Origin of the sequence: Amycolatopsis albispora (genome assembly GCF_003312875.1) — a bacterium.
Taxonomy (GTDB): domain Bacteria; phylum Actinomycetota; class Actinomycetes; order Mycobacteriales; family Pseudonocardiaceae; genus Amycolatopsis; species Amycolatopsis albispora.
This window is the reverse complement of record NZ_CP015163.1, coordinates 2,673,139-2,691,028: the sequence shown is the minus strand read 5'-3', so window position 1 is coordinate 2,691,028 and position 17,890 is coordinate 2,673,139. Positions and strand designations below refer to the sequence as shown.

The window sequence follows — 17,890 nt, the reverse complement described above, 5'->3', positions numbered from 1 at the left end:
ATGGTAGGCGACCCACAACGCTTACTCGAGCGAACAAGGTGGCGGCGGTGCGAAGTCAGCTGAGAGGGCGGCGGGATGGGTAGGGGAACGGTGACGACGTTCGACACCGGGGCGGGCGAAGGCTCGATTCGTGCGGACGACGGTGGCTTCGACGTGTTCGTGTGCACGGCGAGCATGGGGTCGCCCGGGCCGGTGTCGTTGAGGGCGGGCGACCGTGTGTCGTTCGAGTTGGTGCGTGGCCCGAAAGGGTGGGAGGCGACCGGGGTGCGCCTGCTCGGCTCGCGTCGGACCGCGCCCGGCCGGCGGGCGTCGCCTGCCGAGGAGGAGCGTTTCCGGAAGGGCCTTCGCGGGGCGATCGACCGGCAAGCTGGTTCGCGGCGCCGCGTGGACCAGCGGCGGGCCCGGCGACGGCGAAACGTCGTCCTCACCTTGATCACCGTGGCGCTGGTGGCGTGGGTGGTCGCCTCGCTCTCGGGTGAGATCCGCTGGCTGACGGGCGCCGTCCTGTTCCTCATCGCGGTTGTCCTCATCCTGATGGGCGCCGCCTCCCCGTCGAAGGAGCACGACAAACGGGCCGCCGACAACCGACGCGGCTGGTGGGGCCCGTAAGCCCGCGATCCACGCGGTGGAACTTCTGTCCGTGGGCGAAGTGACAATGGACCTGCCCGGCTCCGCACTTCGCCGAGGCACGGGGGACACGCCGATTCCTCGCTATCGTGATCGGCCAGTGGCGTCGACGACAAGGAGCACCCTCCCATGACGGCTTCGGTCCGGCTGCACGTCAGCGAAGAACTTCCCGCGATGCTGGCCCGGATCGACGCGCTCGGCGAGGCGGTCGACGCGGACGCGGACGCGGCGGAGGAACTCGGCAGGCTCACCGACGACACCGCGCGGGCGCTACTGGACGCGGGCATCGTCCGCGCCGGGCTGCCGCGCGAGCTCGGCGGCCACGAGTTCTCCCCGTGCCAGCTGATCGAGACGCACGAGCGGCTCAGCTACCACGATGCCGCGGCCGGGTGGACGATGATGGCGCTGCAGCTGGTCACCGGCACGACCGCCGCCTATCTCGGCGCGGTCGCGGCGGCGGATTTGTTCCCCGACGTCGCGGGCGGCGAGTACGCGTTGCTGGCGGGGCACGGGACCCGGCCGGGCAGGGCCGTCGTGGTGGACGGCGGCTACCTGGTGAGCGGCAGCTGGCAGTTCGCCTCCGGGATGTCGCTGGCCACCCACATCCACAGCGCGATCCAGGTCGAGGGCACCGGGGAGCTTCGCGTGCTGGCGATGCCGAAGTCGCAGGTGGAGCTGGTGGACAACTGGGACGTGCTCGGGCTGCGGGCGACGAACAGCATCGACTACCACTGCACCGACGTACTCGTCCCGGAGACGCACACCTATGCGGCGGCGACCAAGGAACCGGCGCACGGTGGCGCGGTCTACCGCGCCGGCCTGGTGAACCTGGCCGCGGTCGGGCACACCGCCTGGGCGCTCGGCGTCGGGCGGCGCCTGCTCGACGAGCTGAAACTGGTGGCCGCGGCCAGGTCGGGCACGCGCAACGCCGCCGTCGACACCGCGCAGTTCCACGCCGAATACGCGAGCGCCGAGGCGAAGCTCCGCGCCGCGCGGGCGTGGGCGATGCAGGTCTGGCGCGGCAACGAAGAGACCCTGGCCGCGGGCGAGCTGCTCAGCACCGAGCAGGACACCCTGATCAGGCTGGCGCTCAACCACACGACGTGGACGGTGTCGGACATCGGGCAGACGGTGCATCGCTGGGCGGGTACGGCGGCAATCCGGCGCGGCCCGATCGACCGGTTCCTGCGTGATCTCGGCACCGGCACCCAGCACATCACCTCCAACCCGGTGGTACTGCAGAACTGCGGGACGTGGCTCAGCGGCGCACAACCCGGGGCGCACTGGGAGTTCCTCGACCTGGTGCCAGCTCCGGACGACGCGCATTCGCCCTGACCCGCCTTACTCGGTCGTCGTGTACCCATGGGCGCCGTCCATGTCATACCCTCCTGCTCTTGAATCTTCGTGGCGGACCTGGGCCGGCTGGTGCATGATCATGCGGTGACGGAGGCTGCGGCGTTCACCCTGGCTGAGAACTGGCATGGCGGCTTCTACGAGCTTGCCTTGGAGCTCGGGCCGACCAGTGACGCGCGGTTGGCGCGTGCGCTTACCGCGTTCGGTGAAGTCGTTGCTGTTCCGGCCTGGTACGGGAGTCACGACCGTGAACCGCATGAGCAAGCTGCTGTCGGCTGCACGTTCGAGTCCTTGCGGCGCTATCAGCACTTGCGCGGGATCGTTGCACTGCCAGACGGGACACCGGTCGTGTGCGGAATGGTGGCCATTCGCGAGGACGGCGGGAGCGACTGGCTGGACTTCTACCTGCCGCTGGGCGCGTTGGAACGCGCTGTCCCACAGGTAGCTGCCTTCCCTTACCCGGTTGACGCCGATGGTGCGTTGGCGCACCTGACCTGGCGGTGGCCGATCGACGACTGGCTGGCTGACATCGGCAGGCGGCTCCATGCCCGTGCCGGCTACTCGCTCGGCCTGATCGGGGAGGAGGTGTCCGGCCGGGTTTATGCCGCCGACCTCGACGGGGAACCACCACCTGAGCAACGCGGCATCGGCTACCTCATCCCAGCCCACGGCGAAGTCCGCTATTGGCGCGCGACGCAGTAGGGACTGCGGTGGCGACGGGCCAGGGTGCAGCTTCGCCGGCATGTCCGGCGGCCCGGTCAACCCGATCGCGGGACTCGCGCCCGGCAGGGCGTCGCACCCAGCACCGCCTGGGAAACGACCAGGCCGGCGCCGGGCCTCGGTCCACTGTGGAGTGAGGACAGTTGCGGGACGCGGACTTTCACCAGCCGTTCGTCAACTACGAGCGCTGAGGTGAAATCCGGAACTCGCCTTCGCCGTGCCCGGACTGACCCTCGCCGGTGGGCGCTACCGGCTGCTCAGCCAGTTGGGGCGCGGCGGTTACGGCCGCGTCTGGCTGGCCGAGGACAGCGCACTGGGCGTTCAGGTGGCCGTCAAGGAGGTCGCCGTTCCCCAGGGACGGGCGAGCTGACCCCCCGAGATGATCGAACGGGCTTCGCTGGAGGCACGCAACGCCGCCCGGCTGCGCGACCACCCGAACATCGTCACCGTGCACGACGTGCTCGTCGAGCGCGGGGTGCCTGGACGGTCATGCAGTACGTTCCCGACCGCTCGCTGGCCGACGAGGTCGACCTGCCCGAGCCGGTTCCCGTGGCGACGGCCCAGCACGTGGCGGTGGCCATGCTGTCGGCACTGTCGGCCTGCCACGAAGCCGGTGTCATCCACCGGGATGTCAAGCCGACAACATCATGCTCGCCAAGAACGGCACGCCGATGCTCGCCGACTTCGGCATCGCCAAGGCCGCCGGGCAGGCGACCGTGGCCGAAGGCGGCATGGTGATCGGCTCGATCCCCTACCTCGCGCCGAGCGCGCCAAGGGACAGCCCGCGGTGCCCGCTTCCGACCTGTTCTCGCTGGGGGTGGCCCTGTTCCAGGCCGTGGAGGGGGTTTCGCCGTTCGACCGGGGTTCGGGCATGGCGACGCTGTCGGCGGTCCTGCTGGAGGAGCTGCCCGAGCCGGTGCGTGCCGGGCCGCTCACCCCGGTAATCCAGGACCTCACCGGCAAGGACACCGGCCTGCGGTTGACCGCCGCGCAGGGCACCGCCCTGCTGTCCGGCCAGCCACCGAGGCGCCGCCCGCACAGGACGAGTTCGCCGTCGTCCTCCAGCACGCGGGGCGCAAGAAGATCCAGGTCATCAAGGTCGTCTACGAGGACCTCGGCCTCGGACTTGCCTTGCGAGACGCCAAGAACCTGGGCGAGGCCGTTCCGCGGACGATCCTGAAGAAGGTCTCCCGGCAAACCGCCGAGGACGCGAAGCGGAAAATCGAGGCGGCCGGGGGCAGCGTCACCGTGACACCGAGACAGGCGGCGCCGGGACCGAACCGGGAATAAGCTGTCGTAACTGGACTCGGGAGGGCTGCTGTGGACCGTCAATCCAAGGTCAACTTGTTGCGGAAGCTGCGAGACGAGCTTGAATGCGGATGTGCGTCCAGCGCGCGCTGGCACGCCCGCCGGATCCGCTCCTTGGAGAGGGAGATCTACGGCCCCGACACCTTGGTCAAGCAGGACGATGTGGTCGCGAAGAACATGCGGGAGTTCTTCTGGCTGCTGCACGACTTCCGCAGGGGCAAGAACGAGCCGGACGCAGAGTACTTGGCCGAAGTGGCTTGCCGGTACGCGCACCTGCTGTGGCATCAGGACAACGAACACGTCGTGGGTGGCGAAAAATTGGAGCGGTCCCGCTTCTCGGTCTTCCTTTCCAGTGGTGGTGGCGGTAGTGAATTCAGCCGGATCACCAAGCGGACGGCGCTGATATCGGACACCTTGCTCCTGACGCACGAGGACACCGCGGACTTCCACGTCGTCGGCACGCAGAATCTCGATCCGGCGAATGAGAAAGCAGCGAAAGCGAAGGAGGACATCCACCGGATCCGGCGGAAGCGGTTTCCCACGCGGGCCGATGGTTACCGTCTTAATCGCGCACGCAGGTACCTCGACCGGAACAGTCGCCGCGAGTCGTTCGGTATCCACTGTCCTGACCTGCCCGCCTTGGGGGAGTGGCTCCTGGATGCGGAGCCGCTGCTGAAGGCGGGCCTGGCGTGGTACCTCCCCCGGTATGCGACGGCGGCGGAGGAGGTCGTGCACGGCCAGGCACTGGGCAGGATGACGTCGCCTCAACGAGTTGGCGCCGTGGACTACCTGGTGAAGGACGGGCGGGCGATTGCCGCCACGACGGAGGAGCCCGTGAAGAGCCGGCTGGTCCGGCCGATCTTGGCCATCGACCTTCCTTTTGTCGATGGGATCGAACTGCGCGAATTCAGTAAGATCACTGTCGAAGAATTCAGTGCGTACTCGGCCTTTCGCGATTTCATGCGGCAGCGGTTCCTGGACATGGACGAAGCCGTCGACGACGTGCGGTCCGAGACCGAACTCGCCAAGCTGGGCCTGCAGATCAAGGACGAAGTCCGTGCGATAAGGTCCGAGATGGACAAGGTGAAGCGGAAGAAGTCACTGGCCATGTCCGGGGCGGCCGTCGGTACCGTGGGAGCGGTTCTCGTCGCCGTGTACGGTCCTGCGTTGCAGGCCGCGGTCGCGACTCTGGGAGCAACCGGCGGGCTGTGGGGCATCATCCACGCCAAGGCGGAAAACACTACTCGTGATCTCCGCGACAGCAAGTGGTATTACGTGTGGGCCCTGATGAAGAAGAACCCCAACCACATTATCTGATGAGCACCGGCATGGACTACGGCGACGCGATTTCCACGCTTATTTCCTGGGCCAGGACCCGGCCGGACGTGCGGGGGCTGGTCCTCACCGGATCCGCTGCGGAGGGCACGGCCCACCCTTTGTCGGATCGGGACATTCAGGTTTTCGCCACGGACGTTCCGGCGTTGCTCGAGGACGAGTCCTGGTGGACGCGGCTCGGTGAAGTTCTTGTGGTCGAACGACTCGAAGACGATGACGGCAATCCCACCCGGCTCGTGTACTACGCCGGCGGCAAGCTCGATTTCACCCTGCTGCCGGCCGTCGCCTTCGCCGGGCGCAGCTATGACCGGCCGTTCAAGGTGCTCCTCGACAAGGACGGCGCCGCCGGCACCGTCGTACACCGGCCGGAGGTGGCGATGGCGCCGGAGGCCGACGAGTTCAGCGAGTCGGTCAACTGGGCGTGGGCCGCGGCCCTGATGGCGGCCAAGGCGATCGTGCGCGACGAGCCGTGGTCGGTGAAGCTGCGGGACCACGATCTCAAGGAAGAACTCCTGCGCATGATCGAGTGGGAGCACCGGGCGCGCTACGGCAGCGGCTTCGACACCCGGTACCTGGGCACCCGCCTGCGCCGCTGGATGGACAGCGACGTGCAGGCCGAGCTCGAGCGGTGCTGGTCCGGATTCGGCGCGCGGGACAGCGAGCAGGCCTTGCTGGCCACCGTCAGCCTGTACCGAAGGCTCGCCGAACGCACGGCCCGGCACCTCGGGTTCCCGGTGTTCGATCACGAGCGCGTGGCAGCGGAGTTGCACACCATTCTCCGCTCGGGCACGAAATAGTACCGGGCTCGACGTCGCCGTCGGTGGATCACGATGCCGCCGCGGCGGTCGGCACCCCGATGACCGTGGAACTCCGCGAACGCATGGCCGCGGGCTTCCTCGTGACCAGCGAACTCCACCAGCAGTCACTCGACGAAACCACCCATCCCGACCAGGACGTCGCCGAACTGAGCGCCTGGTTGTCGGACGCGCTGCGCACCGATCAACGCAGGCCGGTTACCGGTGCGGATCGCCACCGAGGCCATCGCCTCCGCAGGTCCGTTGGTGGGGCGCTCGTAGTCCGTCCACTTTGGGCATCCGGATGCCCGGCAACACGACGTCGGGCCGCAGGCGTCGCGCCAGCCGGAACCCGGTGCACCGAGGTCGTCGGCGACGACTACGCGTCGTTTCGCAGCATGCCGACCAGGCGGTCATCTGTCTGCGCGATCCTTGGCCAGGAGTTCCGCCGTGAGTTCCAGGCAGCGGGTCCGGGCAGGGGAGAAGCCATAGGGCATCTTCGTGACCGCTTCGGAGACGCTCATCCGCGCGGGCTCCTCGCCCGTCAGGTCGGCGTCGTAGGTCTCGAAGAGCTTCTCCTCGTCGATGTCCAGCCCGTCCGCCTCGATGGCCTTCTCCAAAGCTTTGTGGTGGGCGTGTCGCTGCGCGGCGAGTTCTTCGACGCGGGGGTCATGGGGATCGACGCCGTCGTCGAGGGCGGCTTCCGCGGCGTCGAGACGGTCGTCCTCGGCCCGGAGGTCTGGGTGGGTGGCCAGCACGATGGACACGCTCGCCTGGACAGCGGCGCCCAGCGGGCCGAAGACTCGTTCCGTGACCAGCAGGGTGTCCAGGTCGGAGCGGCGCAGTGCGCCCGGGGGCAGGTGGCTGAGCCGGTCCGTCACCAGTTCGGAGAGCAGCCCGAGGGGGCTGCCCACGGCCCGCAGTCGCTGGACAACGGCGCGCTGGCGTTTGATGGCGGACTCCTTGGCGGCCAGGGTTTCCTCCAGTCGGCCCAGGCTCTCCTCGATGCCCCGGGTTTCGTCGAAGGCGGCCCGCATGTCGTCCAGGCTGATGCTGGCCTCTGCCATCCTGCGGATCCACAGCAAGCGGATCATGTCGTCGTAGCCGTAGCGGCGGCGGCCGTCCGCGCCCCGCTCGGGCTCCGGCAGCAGGCCGATCTCGTGGTAGTGGCGAATCGCGCGCGGGGTCGTCCCGGCGAACGCGGCCGCGTCACCGATCTTGACCTGGTGGGGAGGCGTGAAGGAGAGGTGCATCGCGGAGGGTGCCTTTCGTGCCGTGGTACCCCCACGACATCACATGCCGCTACGGCACGTGCAACACACACCACTCAGGTTGTCCTGGTCCAGGACATGTTGGCGACGGTGGATCGGCGGCGGGCGGGGTCACACCGCGGCTTCGCTGGCGATCGCGGCGCGCACCGGCAGGTCGCTGACTTGCGGAAACAGAGAATCTGCTGCGCGAGATGGCTTCGTGCGCATACGCCGCTCCAGTTTTGCTCCAGCTCTGGGGCTGATGTCACGTTCACAGAGAAAGTGGGCGAGCACCTCTTGCGGCACGGTCTGGCCGAGACCGCCATGGCCGGGCTGGTCGCGTCATGAAGGATGCGGGCCGATTCCATCCCGCCCGATGCCGCTAAGCGGGTGCGATTTCCGGCCTTTTATAGTCGGGAGTGAACGTGTTAACGACAATGGACACAGCAGATCCTTCCTGTCACTTGCGCAGGTGGGCAACGGGTGTCGTTCACCTGACGGCACGCCAGCTTCAACTGAACGGAAATGACGTCCGTGTAATTCCAGCTCGAGTGCCGATTTTCAGGCATTCGTGGTCGATCAAGCCCGGCGCCTTGCGGGGCGTCGAAAACCCGTGTTAACCTCGAGTTATCAGGGAGGGGGAAGTATGAGTATATGGAGCAGGATGGCGGCTGTCGGCATGTTGCTGGCCGCGCCATTGACGGTTTCAATAACGGGAACATCTGCGGCTGCGACGGCCGAGGGCGGAGCACAGGTGCAGGCCACCTGTGATCCAGGGCGAATCTGCTTTTGGGTAGGACCGAACTACACGCATCTCAAGTTCAGTTTGACACCGACGTCTTCCGGCAGTTGCAGCATCATCCCCTCGCCGTGGGGGTATCGATCGGTGCAGAACAACTCGGGCTACCTGCAAAAGGTGTATAAGAGCGCGAATTGCACAGGGGCAGTCATGGTGCCAATTGGGCATGGCAATAGAATTGCCGACCTGGGGGCGGCCTACGTTTCAGTTGGCGGCAACTAAAGCAACCGCCGGCCGCGCGGCCGAGCGCGGCGCCTGGCCCGGGATCCTGGGAAACAGGAGCGGGCCGAGGTGCTTGGTGCTCACGGAAAGTGGTGGTATTCGCGAACGGATTGACTGCCGACGTCGCCGTAGGTGGGCGGCGGTATGTGGTGAAGGGCATCGTTGTTACTTAGACGTGGCCTCTACGGGGTGATGAGCCTGGTCCGCCGGACTCGGATCCGCGGCGTTACCGGCGCTTTCGATAAGGGAGGAGACTACCAATCGGCCGAGCCCAAGCCCACGTGCGTCGGGAGGTGCCATCACCTTCTCGATGTCCGCGGAATGCGCGAACGCCGTGTCAGGACGGCGCCGCCACAGACCGATGGCCTCGGCTCGGTGGTCGGCCAGCGCGACCACGAACGCGGCGTTCCCCGATCGGACGGTGAGCAGTAATCCCTCCAGCCATGCATCGGTCTCGGCCGCGCTCGGCGGTGACGGATAGCCGATCGCGCCCCCGGCCTCGGCGACGTCGTGCACTACGCGGTGGATCTGGGTACGTAGCTGGGTGTCGGCGCGAGTGGGCCAGAGCAGTTCGATCTTCGGCGGCATAGTCGGTCATTCTCGCAATCGGCTCCGTCACCGGAGCCAAGCCGGACTTCGCTCGCTTGGGAGTGGACAGCGCCGTTGGTCGACTGGGCGCATCGACGATGTTCTGGCAGTGGTGGTTCCCGCGGACGTCGCTGATCGGGCATGCTGTACCGGTCAAGGTCCGCGCCGGTCGCGACGCCGGTACGAACCGGCTTACCGCGGAGAATCACGTGGCTCGGTACTCTGCGGCTGAGAGGGGAGTTGAGGATGTCGAACAGGCCCGAGCAGGTGCCGCCCGCAAATCCGCACTTCGTCAATCAGGTCGCTGTTCTCGGCAGGGCGACGGAAGCGGTGCGGCAGGCGCAGGCCGACGGGCGCCCCGCGACGGTGGTGTTCGTCGGCGGTCCCGGAACAGGGAAGACCGCTGTGGCGCTGAAGCTGGCGGAGCGAGTGCGTGAATTGTATCCGGACGGTCAGCTCTTCGCGCGGTTGAACGACGACCTGGACGACCACGGCGCCGAAGCGGCAATTCTGCGTGAGTTTCTGCATGAGCTGGGGGTGGACCGGACGGAGCTGCCTGATCGGCTGGATGCCGTGCGGGCCATGTTTCATTCCCTGACCAGGGATCAACGCCTGATGGTCTTTCTGGATGGCGCGATTCGTGGTAGCCAGGTGCGCATGTTGCTGCCGGGCGGTGCCCGGTCACTGGTGATCGTCACCGAGGCGCAGCCGCTGGGTACGCTGGGGGCGCACGGGCCGGTTACTTTTGTTGACCTCGAGCCGCTGGAGGACGCGGCGGCGCTCGCGCTGTTCGAGCGTGTGCTCGGTGAGTCCGTGGTGGCGCGGGAGCGCGCGGTGATCGAGGAGATCATCCAGCTGTGTGACCAGCTTCCGCTCGCACTCACCGTGGTGGCGGCCATGTTGCTGCGGTTCCCCCAGCGCCCGGCCGAGCGGCTGCTGCGGGAGCTGCGGGACGAACGCCGCCGGGTGCGCGCCCTTTCCCGCGATGACGACGTGTCCGTGTCCGCGGCATTCAATCTGGCCACTCGCTGGCTGAGCGACATCGCGCGCGACTGCTACTACGCGGTGGGATCGGTACCCGGGAGCGGCACCTGGAGCGTCGGCGTGCTGGCCGCCGCACTGGAACGGCCCGAGGTCGAGGTCGAAGAGGGGTTGCGCGATCTGGTTGAGGCCAGGCTCGCCCAAGAGCTGGCCGATGACCAATTTCTGGTTCGCGACCTGGTTCGCCTGCACGCACGAGAGATCGATCCGGCCGAGCCCGAAGAGCGTGAGCGCCGGAGTGCGCGTCTGCTCCTGCATTGGTTCGACGGAACGGTGGCCGCGGACGAGTTGATCGCACCGGCACGTCCCTGGCGGGCGCGGTTCGTGCCCGCGCGGCGCTTGACGGTCCGGCACTCCGATCTGGCGGCCGCTACGCAATGGTTGCACCGAGAGCGCACCAATCTGCGTGCCGCGGTGGAATACGCCTACAGCGTGGGTGAGGATGAGCTGGTCGCCCAGTGGTGTGTGGTGCTCTGGCCGTTCTACGAGGCCGGCAAGTTCCTTGACGAGCTGCTGGCCACCCACCAGCTCGGCCGAGTCGCCGCGGAACGCTCGGGTGACGCCGCGCTGGGAAGTCTTCTCGCGACGCAGGCCGGTTTCGCGCACTATCTGCGTCGTGAGGTCGACAAGGCAATCAGCGACTTCCGTAGCGCGACCGATCAGGCGCGCGAGGTCGGTGACCGTGAGCTGGAGGCGTCCGCGGTGGAGGGGTGGGGGCTCGCCTTGCATGCCGCCCAACGGGATGCCGAGGCGCGAGAGCTGTTGAGCCGTAATCTGGAGCTGGCCATGGCGATCGGTGTCCCTCGCCGGATCGCGCTGGCCCGGCTGCACTTGGCCAAGGTGCTGGCGCCGGAGGCCGCGCTGTCCTTGCTCGACCAGGCAGGCGAGTATTTCCAAGTCCACGGGGAGACGGTCAACGCGGCGAAGGTCGAGACCTGGCAGGGCATCAAGCATCGGGAAGCGGGAACGCTCGAGGACGCCGAGTGCGCACTGTCGCACGCGCTCACGGTCATGGCGGAGGCTCGTCGGCGCTTCGATGAGGCCGTGGCGCTCGAGGCGCTGGGCGACGTCGCCGTCAGCGCCGAGCAGCCGGGCCTGGCGCGCGAGCACTACGCGCAGGCTTTGGTGATCTTCGAGGATCTGCGGTTCGCGATCAACAGTGACGCGGTCAGGGCCAAGATCACTGCGCTGGGTGAGGCCGGCGAATGACGAACACGGTATGCCGGGCAGCACCAGTGACGAGTTCGAACTCCGCGGGTAGCTCGCTCAGCGATCGCCCGGCCCCCACCCAGGAGAACACCGCCGACGCGCACAACGCCCCTGCGCCAGGAGGGGACTCGAAAGCCAGCAGCTGATCGTCGGTGCCGGCGAACCAGCGCCCCCGCGGATCTTGAGCGGCCGCGACGACACACCCTGGCATCGCCGCGAGGGTCTGTCGGATCCACTCGTCCGGGTGTGGGCCGGGGCGGTGGTCGATCACCACGTCGGCCAGTTGGAGCCAGCGTTGCCGAGGCTCGTCGGTGCCCACGGCCAGGTGCGCGGTGCGGCTGCGCAAATCGCGCTCGCGCAGCCGTTCAGCCGGATAGCGCACCACTTCGGCCCACGTGTCGTGATGCCAATGGCACTCGACGAGACATGCCTCCGGGAGGGGAAGTACTTCGGTGCTCACGGGGACGGCGGTCGTTTCGGCCTCCCAGGTCGGTTGTGTCAGATCCAGCTGGCCGTAGATGGCGGACCGGAGTAGCGCGGTGGCCTGGCCTGGTGCGGAGGACGCCAGCGCGCGTAGCTCGGCCAGCGCCATGGGATCGTGCTTGTCCACGGCGTCGGCGACCTGCTTGAGCAGTGGCTGGCCACGGTCCAGTCGGGGAGCGGTGGCCAGCATGAGCGCGATGGGCGAGTCCGCGGCGACGGCGTTGTCCGGCGTAGCGGCCAGGAGAACCGGGCGGCCCAGGGCTGCCGCGTAGTAGGTCACCGATCCGTGGTCCCCGATCACCGCCTCGGAGGCGATCAGTGCGCCCTTCCAGCCCTCCAGTTCGGGAAGCAGCAGCACACCGGATCGTCGGGCGGCGGAGAGCCAGCCGCGCACCTGCCACGCCGAGTGCCCATGCCAGATGTTCGGGTGCAACGCGACCGCGACCCGGAACTCGTCGACCGGAAGCTCCAGCGCCAACCGCCGCGGCAGATCCGGGTCAACGGACAACAGGGACTGCGGCCCCCATGTCGACGAGACGACCACCAGCCGTTGCCCGTTGCGGACGCCCAGTGCTCGCCGATAGGTCTCGCGGAGGACGTCGCTGGCGAGCAGGCGATCGAACGTCACATCGCCGGCCACGAGCGCCCGGGGAACGGCTTCCGGGCACGCCAGGCGCAGCCGTGCGACCTGTTCGTCGTGTGACAGCGCGATGATCGACGGAACTACTTTGCCTTGGTGAGTAAGCCATTCGCGCGAAAGCCCGAACACCGGCTTCCGGCTTCCGGCTCCCGGCTCCCGGCTCCCGGCTCCCGGCTCCCGGCTCCAAAAATTTATTGTATCCCATTCCGTGAGGAATAGTGATCAGCGGCATGGGGAGATCATGCAGATTTCCGCCGTAGCTGGCTGCGATGGCGAGATCGAAACCGGAGGCGAGAGCGTCTTCCCAGGTAAAGTACGCTGCGCCCATCGATTTGAGAAAATCGACTGTATCGTTGTGGAAAGCAGATGACCGGGTGCAGGTGAACGCGATTCGCAGGCGGGGGTCGGCGGTCAGGGTCGGCAGGACGTCCAGCAGTCGGGTGGCCGCAGTCACGTTGTGCGCAACCGCGAGTATGGACCGTTGCGGCGTCAGTGTTTGCCACTGTCTTTCCGGGAAGGTCCAGTGCGTTTCTGGTGCGGTTGGTGACACAACGACGGATGCTACTGCCTGCCGGTTCCCATCCAGGTCAGCCGTGGCGTGTGGTGCCTGGTGGGGTTGATCACCGGGGTGCTCAGGTGCCTGGATCGAGGCGTCGAGTCTGAGATCGATGAGCGCGGCGGCCTCGCTTTCGCTTGCCCCGGTGGCCGTGGTGCATGTGTGGTCGTGCCTGGTGGTGGCGGAGGCCAGGGCACAGCGCAGGAGGCCGCGGCGACCAGCGTGGTGGACTGGCTTGGTGCCGACCATGAACCGGTGGTCAGACCGGCGGGCGGGCGTAGGTGACCGAGTAGGGGTTGCCGTGGATGACGAACGGCAGCGTGCCGCCGTTGTCCTGCACGAAGGCGTTGATCCGCCAGGTGCCGCACCCGCTGGCCGGCTGCGTCACCGTCAGCTGCCCGAGGAGCCGCAGGTGGTGCAGATTCCCGCTCACCGCCGCCGTTTCCGAGGGCGTGGCCTGGGCGACGCAGCCGGGCGCGGCTGAGGACGGCGTCGCGACCGTCCGGAATCGCACCATCGCGGTGTTGGCCTTGCCGGGATAGGTGGTGCCGTCCGGGCAGGCGTTGCCGCCGTTGCCGTAACAGCTCGTGGCGAACAGATCGGTGGTGGCGAGGAACCTGGTGGCTCCCGGCAATGGGGTGTAGTCCACCGGGTTCACCTGCTTGCCGGGTGCGTCCATCCCGAGGAACGTGTTCTGCGAGGACCCGAATGTCTGCGCGAAGCCCTCGGGGTCGATGGCTCCGTCGATGTCGCCGATGAAGCCGCTGTACAACCTGGCGGTCTCGCGGCCGGGCTGGCCGGGCTGCCCGGCCGCGTACCCGTCGAGGACGTACGCCCGCAGCAGGCACTCGTAGTTGCCCGTAGTGGCCGGCTTGAACAGCATGCGCACGACGAGGGTGACCCTGCCGCCGCCGTGCAGCAGGTTCTGGCCGCTCCAGATCTGCCCGTGCTGGGTCGCCGTGTTCGGCAGCGTCGTGCCGCCCACCGGCTGGCAGGTGATCTTGTGGCCGATCGCGATGGCGGACACCGCGCCGTCCACCCGGCCGTCGCCGACCTCGATCTCGCTGCGGAGGTTGTGGGAAGTGCCCGCGGTGACCGTGCCGAGGACGAGCCGGGCGCGGACCTCGCCTTCGCCGCCGGGTGACTCCACCATCGTCACCGGCGCGGCCTCGGCGATCTTGTCGTAGGCGTGGGCGATTCCGGCGAGCACCGGGACCAGGAGCAGGGCGCTGAGTGTGGCCAGGAGGGTTCGCACGCCTCCCACCATGCCGCAGGCGACTACGCTTTGCACGCGGTTCAACACGGATCGCCGGGCTCACTTCTTCTGATCGGGATGGGCTGGGACCGGTCCCGGCCTGCTCCGTGCGTTGAATGCGCGCGTGGGCGAGGACAAGCTGGCAGCACGATGCGGATCTTGCCCGCCGCTACGATTCGCCGTGTGGCTGCGGAACAAGCACTGCAGGCGGACGAGGGCCACGAGCGGGCGGCCGGGCGCTGGACGCCGGCAGCGGGCCTTCCTGCTGCACGAGTCGGCCCGTCCACGTCGTCGACCACTACGTCGACTTCATCGTTGGCCCGCCCGGACTTCCTTATCGGGTCCTGGATCTGCACGAGCTGGGTGACGCGATGACTTCGGGGAAGCTCACGCCCGGCCAGGTCGCGCACGTCCTGGCCGCCACCCAGGCGTTCGCCGACCGGTACCTGCAGGGCGAGGACCACGACGGGCCGGGCTGGCCGGACTTCCCGCCGGCCGCGCTCGCGCCCGTACGTGACATCGCCATACCCAGCCGCTGCCGCTCACGGTCAGCGGCCGTGCCGGCGGAACTTGTTGCGGTCGCCGGTGATCACCGTGCCGCTGACCGTGCCCGCCACCGAGCGAGTCCCGTGGGCGACGGCGTGCTGGCCGCTGCCCCCCGTCGCAGCCGCCAGTTCGGCGAGCAACCCGGGATCCGCCTCGCGAAGGGCTTTTTTGAGCTTCGCGCGGAGCGCGGCTTCGAAATCCTCGTCACCGGGATTGTCGGCGACGTCGCGGCTGGCGGTGTCGAGTTCGGCGTCCGGCTCACCGCTGTCGCGGTTCATCAGGCGGGTGAGCAGTCGCGCCCCCAGCGCGTGGGTCGCCTGGCCTGCCGCTGCCCCGGCCTCACCGGTCACGGTGTCAGCGTAGTTCTGCGCGGCGTTGAGCACGTGAGGCCAGATGGCGTCGAGGAGTTCTGGTAGTTCGAGTCCCATTGCTCGTTCCCTTCTGCTGGCTTTCGATGTTCGGCCGCGGTGGTGAGTTCGATGAGCCCGGCGCGGATGCGGTGCTGCACCACGCGGTAGACCCTGGGCAGCGCCACCGCGAAGCGTTCGATTCGGTGAGCGGCCTCGGCGAGGGCCGCGACGGCGTGCTCGGGCTCGCCGACGGCGCGCAGGACCGCCCCGTAGATCATCAGCGACCGCACCAGGCCGGGCTCGTAGGCGGCGGGATTCGTGCCGGCCAGTCTTCGGAAGATCCCGGTCGCCTGCACGGCGGTTTGCGCCGCTTCCGCGAGTTCACCACGGTGCAGGTGCAGCGCGGCCTCCGTGCCGAGGGCGGCGCCGAGGTCCGGCCGGTAGCTGTCCGGCTGCCCGTCGACCAGTTGCCGGAACGTACTGACGGCCTGCGCCGCGAGGGACAGGCCTCGCTCGGTCCGCCCGACAGCGGCCAGCCTCAGCGCCAGCGTGTTGAGCGAACTCGCCAGCGCGGGCTGGTACCCGGAGGGCCGGCGGTGCGTCGTTCCGGCCCGGGTGATCTCGATGGCGGTCTCGATTCCCGTGACGGCCGGTGAAGCGTGCACCGTGCCAGCCGGATCGGCGAGATCCCCTGGTGCGAGCAGGAACTCCCGTGCCAGTTCGGCCGGGATGAGCACGGCGGCGGGGGTGCTTCCCACCGCAGGGCTGTGCAGTTCCCCGTAGATACCGCAGGCCCGCTGCACCGTCCGCAGGGCTTCCTCGCGCTGTCCCCGTGCGGCGAGCTGGATCGCGAGGTTGTTGAGTGCCGCGGCGTAATCCGCTTGGTGAACCGCGGGTTCCGCGGCCGCGAGCCGCTCGAAGAGGGCGGTGGTCTGGCGTGCCACCCGGACCGCCCTGCCGAGCTTGCCGACCTCGGCCAGCCGTAGTGCCAGGTTGCTCAGTGCGGCGGCTTGGCGAGCTTGGTATGGACCGGGTTCAACCGTCACGAGGCGGTGGTAGAGGGCGGTGGCCTGGCGTGCCACCCGGACCGCCTTTCCGCGATTGCCGGCCTCCGCCAGCCGCAACGCCAGGTGGTCCAGCCGCGTGGCGTGTTCTGCCAGTACCGGCGCAGGTGCATCACTACCGGGGCGGCAGGTGCGGACCAGCCGCCGCGACACCGCGACCGCGATTTCGGTGCGGGTGACGGTGAAGCCCAGATCGGCCAGGAGGTTGTCCAATCCCCGGACGTAGTCGCCGGAGACGGCGTGCGGGCCGTGGGCGCGTGCAATCACCGCACTCACGCAGCGGCTGAATGTCAATGGCGCCAGGAGCACCGCTGGTTCCACGTACCCCCGCGGGTTGGTCTCTACGAGATGTTCGACAGCGGCGCGGAGCCGCTGGAGCCCGGCCGGGTAGTTGCGCTCGGCGTCCGGCGTGGACAATGCCCTGATCAGCACCCGCGCCGATGTTGCGGCGCGGTGCGGCGCCTGCTCGGCGCAAAGCGCGGTGACGGTGTCCACCCAGTCCCGGCTCGCCGTGGCCCGCTCGGCGACGTCCAGCAGGTGGGTGTCGGGCAGCCGGTCGGGCTGCGGTGGTGCCCAAAGCTGGCTTTGGTCGCCAGGGTAGAGCCGGACCAGGAGGTTCGCGGTGGTCCGCAGCTTGCGATCCGCGAGTTCACCGGGATCGGCCAGTACGCCGATCGCGCGGGCGGCCTCCGCGCCGGTTTCCGCCGGTACCAGGAACGGGGCCAGCAGCAAGGTGTCGCGCTGGTGGTCGGAGAGGGTGATCCCGGCACCGCGCAGGCATGCGTTGACGTAGCGGCGTTCGTGAACCAGGAGGTGGCCGAGCACGTTCTCCCGAGCATGGCCGGGCGCGGAGCCGCGCCATTCCGGAGTGAGGTTGAGGACCTTCAGCAGGGCATCGGCGTACAGGTCCAGCGTGGTGCCGAACATCCCGGTGCGCCGGCCCGCGGCGCCGAGTACGGCCATCTCCCTCCTGCCGAGATCCAGTCGTGCGGCGAAGCATCGCATCGCTCCGGCGTGCACGGCTTGCACCTGTTCGGCTTGTTGCTCGCCGAGGGACCCGAGGACGACGGGATGCGGGTGAACCACGGTGGCCAGTGCCGGGTCGTCGAGCAACTCCCGCCACCAGCCGCTTTCGTGCCGGGCCAGCAGCAGCACCCGGATCGCCGGGTTGCCCGCGATCCGAGCGAGCAGGAGGCGCAACGCGACGGCTTGGTTCTCGGCGTAGTCGACCACCAACAGGGCGCCGCGATGACGCCGTCCGGAACCGAGGCGCCGCACCGGGCGGCTGTCCAGGGCCGCGGCGAGCCGGGCCCAGCGGGAGGCCGCGTGGTCGGGATCGGGCACGACCAACTCGCCCAGGTTGACCGTTCCCGCCAGCCAGCCTTCCTCGCGCAGGCGGGCGCAGACCTCCCGGGCGAGATGGCTTTTGCCTTGCCCGCCCCGCCCGCAGACCAGCCGGACCTGCGCACCGGCTCGCAGCCGGTAGGCGGCGACCAGTTGCCCGACCTCGGGCCGGGGTTGCACTGGCAGCACCTCGGCCTGGGGGTGCAGCCAGCTCGTCGGCCGGGAGAGGTCCAGGACCAACGGCGGGACGAACAACATGCTCGCCGCCGCATTCTCCGTCAAGGGCCGGCGTGCCATGGCCGGGGTGCGCAGCGGGAGGCCGCCCACCGAGGTCACCACGACCTTGGCTCGATCACCGGTGATGACGATGCTGTCGCGGACGTGGCCCGCGACCGACCTGTCCCCG

At 68.6% G+C, this 17,890-nt stretch carries 16 protein-coding genes and 1 pseudogene; 11 read left to right on the top strand and 6 right to left on the bottom strand.

The genetic code is table 11. The features are described from left to right. Positions 1-90 precede the first annotated feature (90 nt). From A4R43_RS12560 to A4R43_RS12530, 8 genes are all read left to right on the top strand, one after another. Positions 91-609: a cold-shock protein gene (locus tag A4R43_RS12560; protein ID WP_162788440.1), complete on the top strand. Its 519-nt coding sequence runs from the start codon at positions 91-93 to the stop codon at positions 607-609. Between the two features lie 147 nt (positions 610-756). Beyond that, entirely contained in the window at positions 757-1,962 is a 1,206-nt protein-coding gene (locus tag A4R43_RS12555; protein ID WP_113692505.1) for an acyl-CoA dehydrogenase family protein, read from the top strand. A 69-nt stretch (positions 1,963-2,031) separates the two neighbouring features. Then, complete coding sequence (locus A4R43_RS12550; protein ID WP_205215313.1) at positions 2,032-2,682, top strand: hypothetical protein; 651 nt, start codon at positions 2,032-2,034, stop codon at positions 2,680-2,682. A gap of 235 nt (positions 2,683-2,917) precedes the next feature. After that, positions 2,918-3,070: a hypothetical protein gene (locus tag A4R43_RS42695; protein WP_162788439.1), complete on the top strand. Its 153-nt coding sequence runs from the start codon at positions 2,918-2,920 to the stop codon at positions 3,068-3,070. Between the two features lie 417 nt (positions 3,071-3,487). Further along, positions 3,488-3,880, top strand: a complete 393-nt coding sequence (locus A4R43_RS42690; RefSeq protein WP_162788438.1) for a protein kinase family protein — start codon at positions 3,488-3,490, stop codon at positions 3,878-3,880. Continuing rightward, positions 3,784-3,990 carry a ribosomal protein L7/L12 gene (locus tag A4R43_RS12540; protein ID WP_113692503.1) on the top strand — a complete coding sequence of 69 codons (207 nt, stop codon included), beginning with the start codon at positions 3,784-3,786 and terminating at the stop codon, positions 3,988-3,990. Before A4R43_RS42690 ends, A4R43_RS12540 begins: the two co-directional genes overlap by 97 nt. Before the next feature lie 30 nt (positions 3,991-4,020). Next, entirely contained in the window at positions 4,021-5,325 is a 1,305-nt protein-coding gene (locus tag A4R43_RS12535) for a hypothetical protein (protein ID WP_162788437.1), read from the top strand. Beyond that, positions 5,325-6,140, top strand: a complete 816-nt coding sequence (locus tag A4R43_RS12530) for an aminoglycoside 6-adenylyltransferase (RefSeq protein WP_236808944.1) — start codon at positions 5,325-5,327, stop codon at positions 6,138-6,140. The genes A4R43_RS12535 and A4R43_RS12530 overlap by 1 nt, the downstream gene beginning before the upstream one ends. Positions 6,141-6,550: 410 nt before the next feature. On the opposite strand, the gene A4R43_RS12520 is transcribed toward A4R43_RS12530, so the two are convergent. Next, a complete protein-coding gene (locus A4R43_RS12520) occupies positions 6,551-7,390 on the bottom strand; it encodes a MerR family transcriptional regulator (protein WP_113692501.1) in 840 nt (279 codons plus the stop codon). Between the two features lie 643 nt (positions 7,391-8,033). Here A4R43_RS12520 and A4R43_RS44740 point away from each other — a divergent pair. Then, a complete protein-coding gene (locus A4R43_RS44740) occupies positions 8,034-8,408 on the top strand; it encodes a peptidase inhibitor family I36 protein (RefSeq protein ID WP_113692500.1) in 375 nt (124 codons plus the stop codon). A gap of 165 nt (positions 8,409-8,573) precedes the next feature. On the opposite strand, the gene A4R43_RS12510 is transcribed toward A4R43_RS44740, so the two are convergent. Continuing rightward, positions 8,574-8,996 (bottom strand): GNAT family N-acetyltransferase, encoded by a 423-nt coding sequence (locus A4R43_RS12510; protein WP_113692499.1) that lies wholly within the window; start codon positions 8,994-8,996, stop codon positions 8,574-8,576. Between the two features lie 246 nt (positions 8,997-9,242). On the opposite strand from A4R43_RS12510, the gene A4R43_RS12505 reads away from it, so the two are divergent. Further along, positions 9,243-11,246: an ATP-binding protein gene (locus tag A4R43_RS12505; protein WP_162788435.1), complete on the top strand. Its 2,004-nt coding sequence runs from the start codon at positions 9,243-9,245 to the stop codon at positions 11,244-11,246. Here A4R43_RS12505 and A4R43_RS12500 read toward each other — a convergent pair. Continuing rightward, complete coding sequence (locus A4R43_RS12500; protein ID WP_162788434.1) at positions 11,218-12,498, bottom strand: hypothetical protein; 1,281 nt, start codon at positions 12,496-12,498, stop codon at positions 11,218-11,220. The two genes, A4R43_RS12505 and A4R43_RS12500, sit on opposite strands and share 29 nt — an antisense overlap. A 686-nt stretch (positions 12,499-13,184) precedes the next feature. Next, positions 13,185-14,180 carry a hypothetical protein gene (locus A4R43_RS12495; protein WP_113692496.1) on the bottom strand — a complete coding sequence of 332 codons (996 nt, stop codon included), beginning with the start codon at positions 14,178-14,180 and terminating at the stop codon, positions 13,185-13,187. Between the two features lie 116 nt (positions 14,181-14,296). Here A4R43_RS12495 and A4R43_RS44905 point away from each other — a divergent pair. Continuing rightward, a pseudogene (locus A4R43_RS44905) lies at positions 14,297-14,623 on the top strand (DUF402 domain-containing protein); the annotation flags it as partial. Between the two features lie 105 nt (positions 14,624-14,728). Here the strand turns inward: A4R43_RS44905 and A4R43_RS12490 are convergent. Further along, positions 14,729-15,076 carry a hypothetical protein gene (locus A4R43_RS12490; protein ID WP_162788433.1) on the bottom strand — a complete coding sequence of 116 codons (348 nt, stop codon included), beginning with the start codon at positions 15,074-15,076 and terminating at the stop codon, positions 14,729-14,731. Beyond that, complete coding sequence (locus tag A4R43_RS12485) at positions 15,073-17,823, bottom strand: tetratricopeptide repeat protein (protein WP_162788432.1); 2,751 nt, start codon at positions 17,821-17,823, stop codon at positions 15,073-15,075. Before A4R43_RS12485 ends, A4R43_RS12490 begins: the two co-directional genes overlap by 4 nt. Positions 17,824-17,890 lie beyond the last annotated feature (67 nt).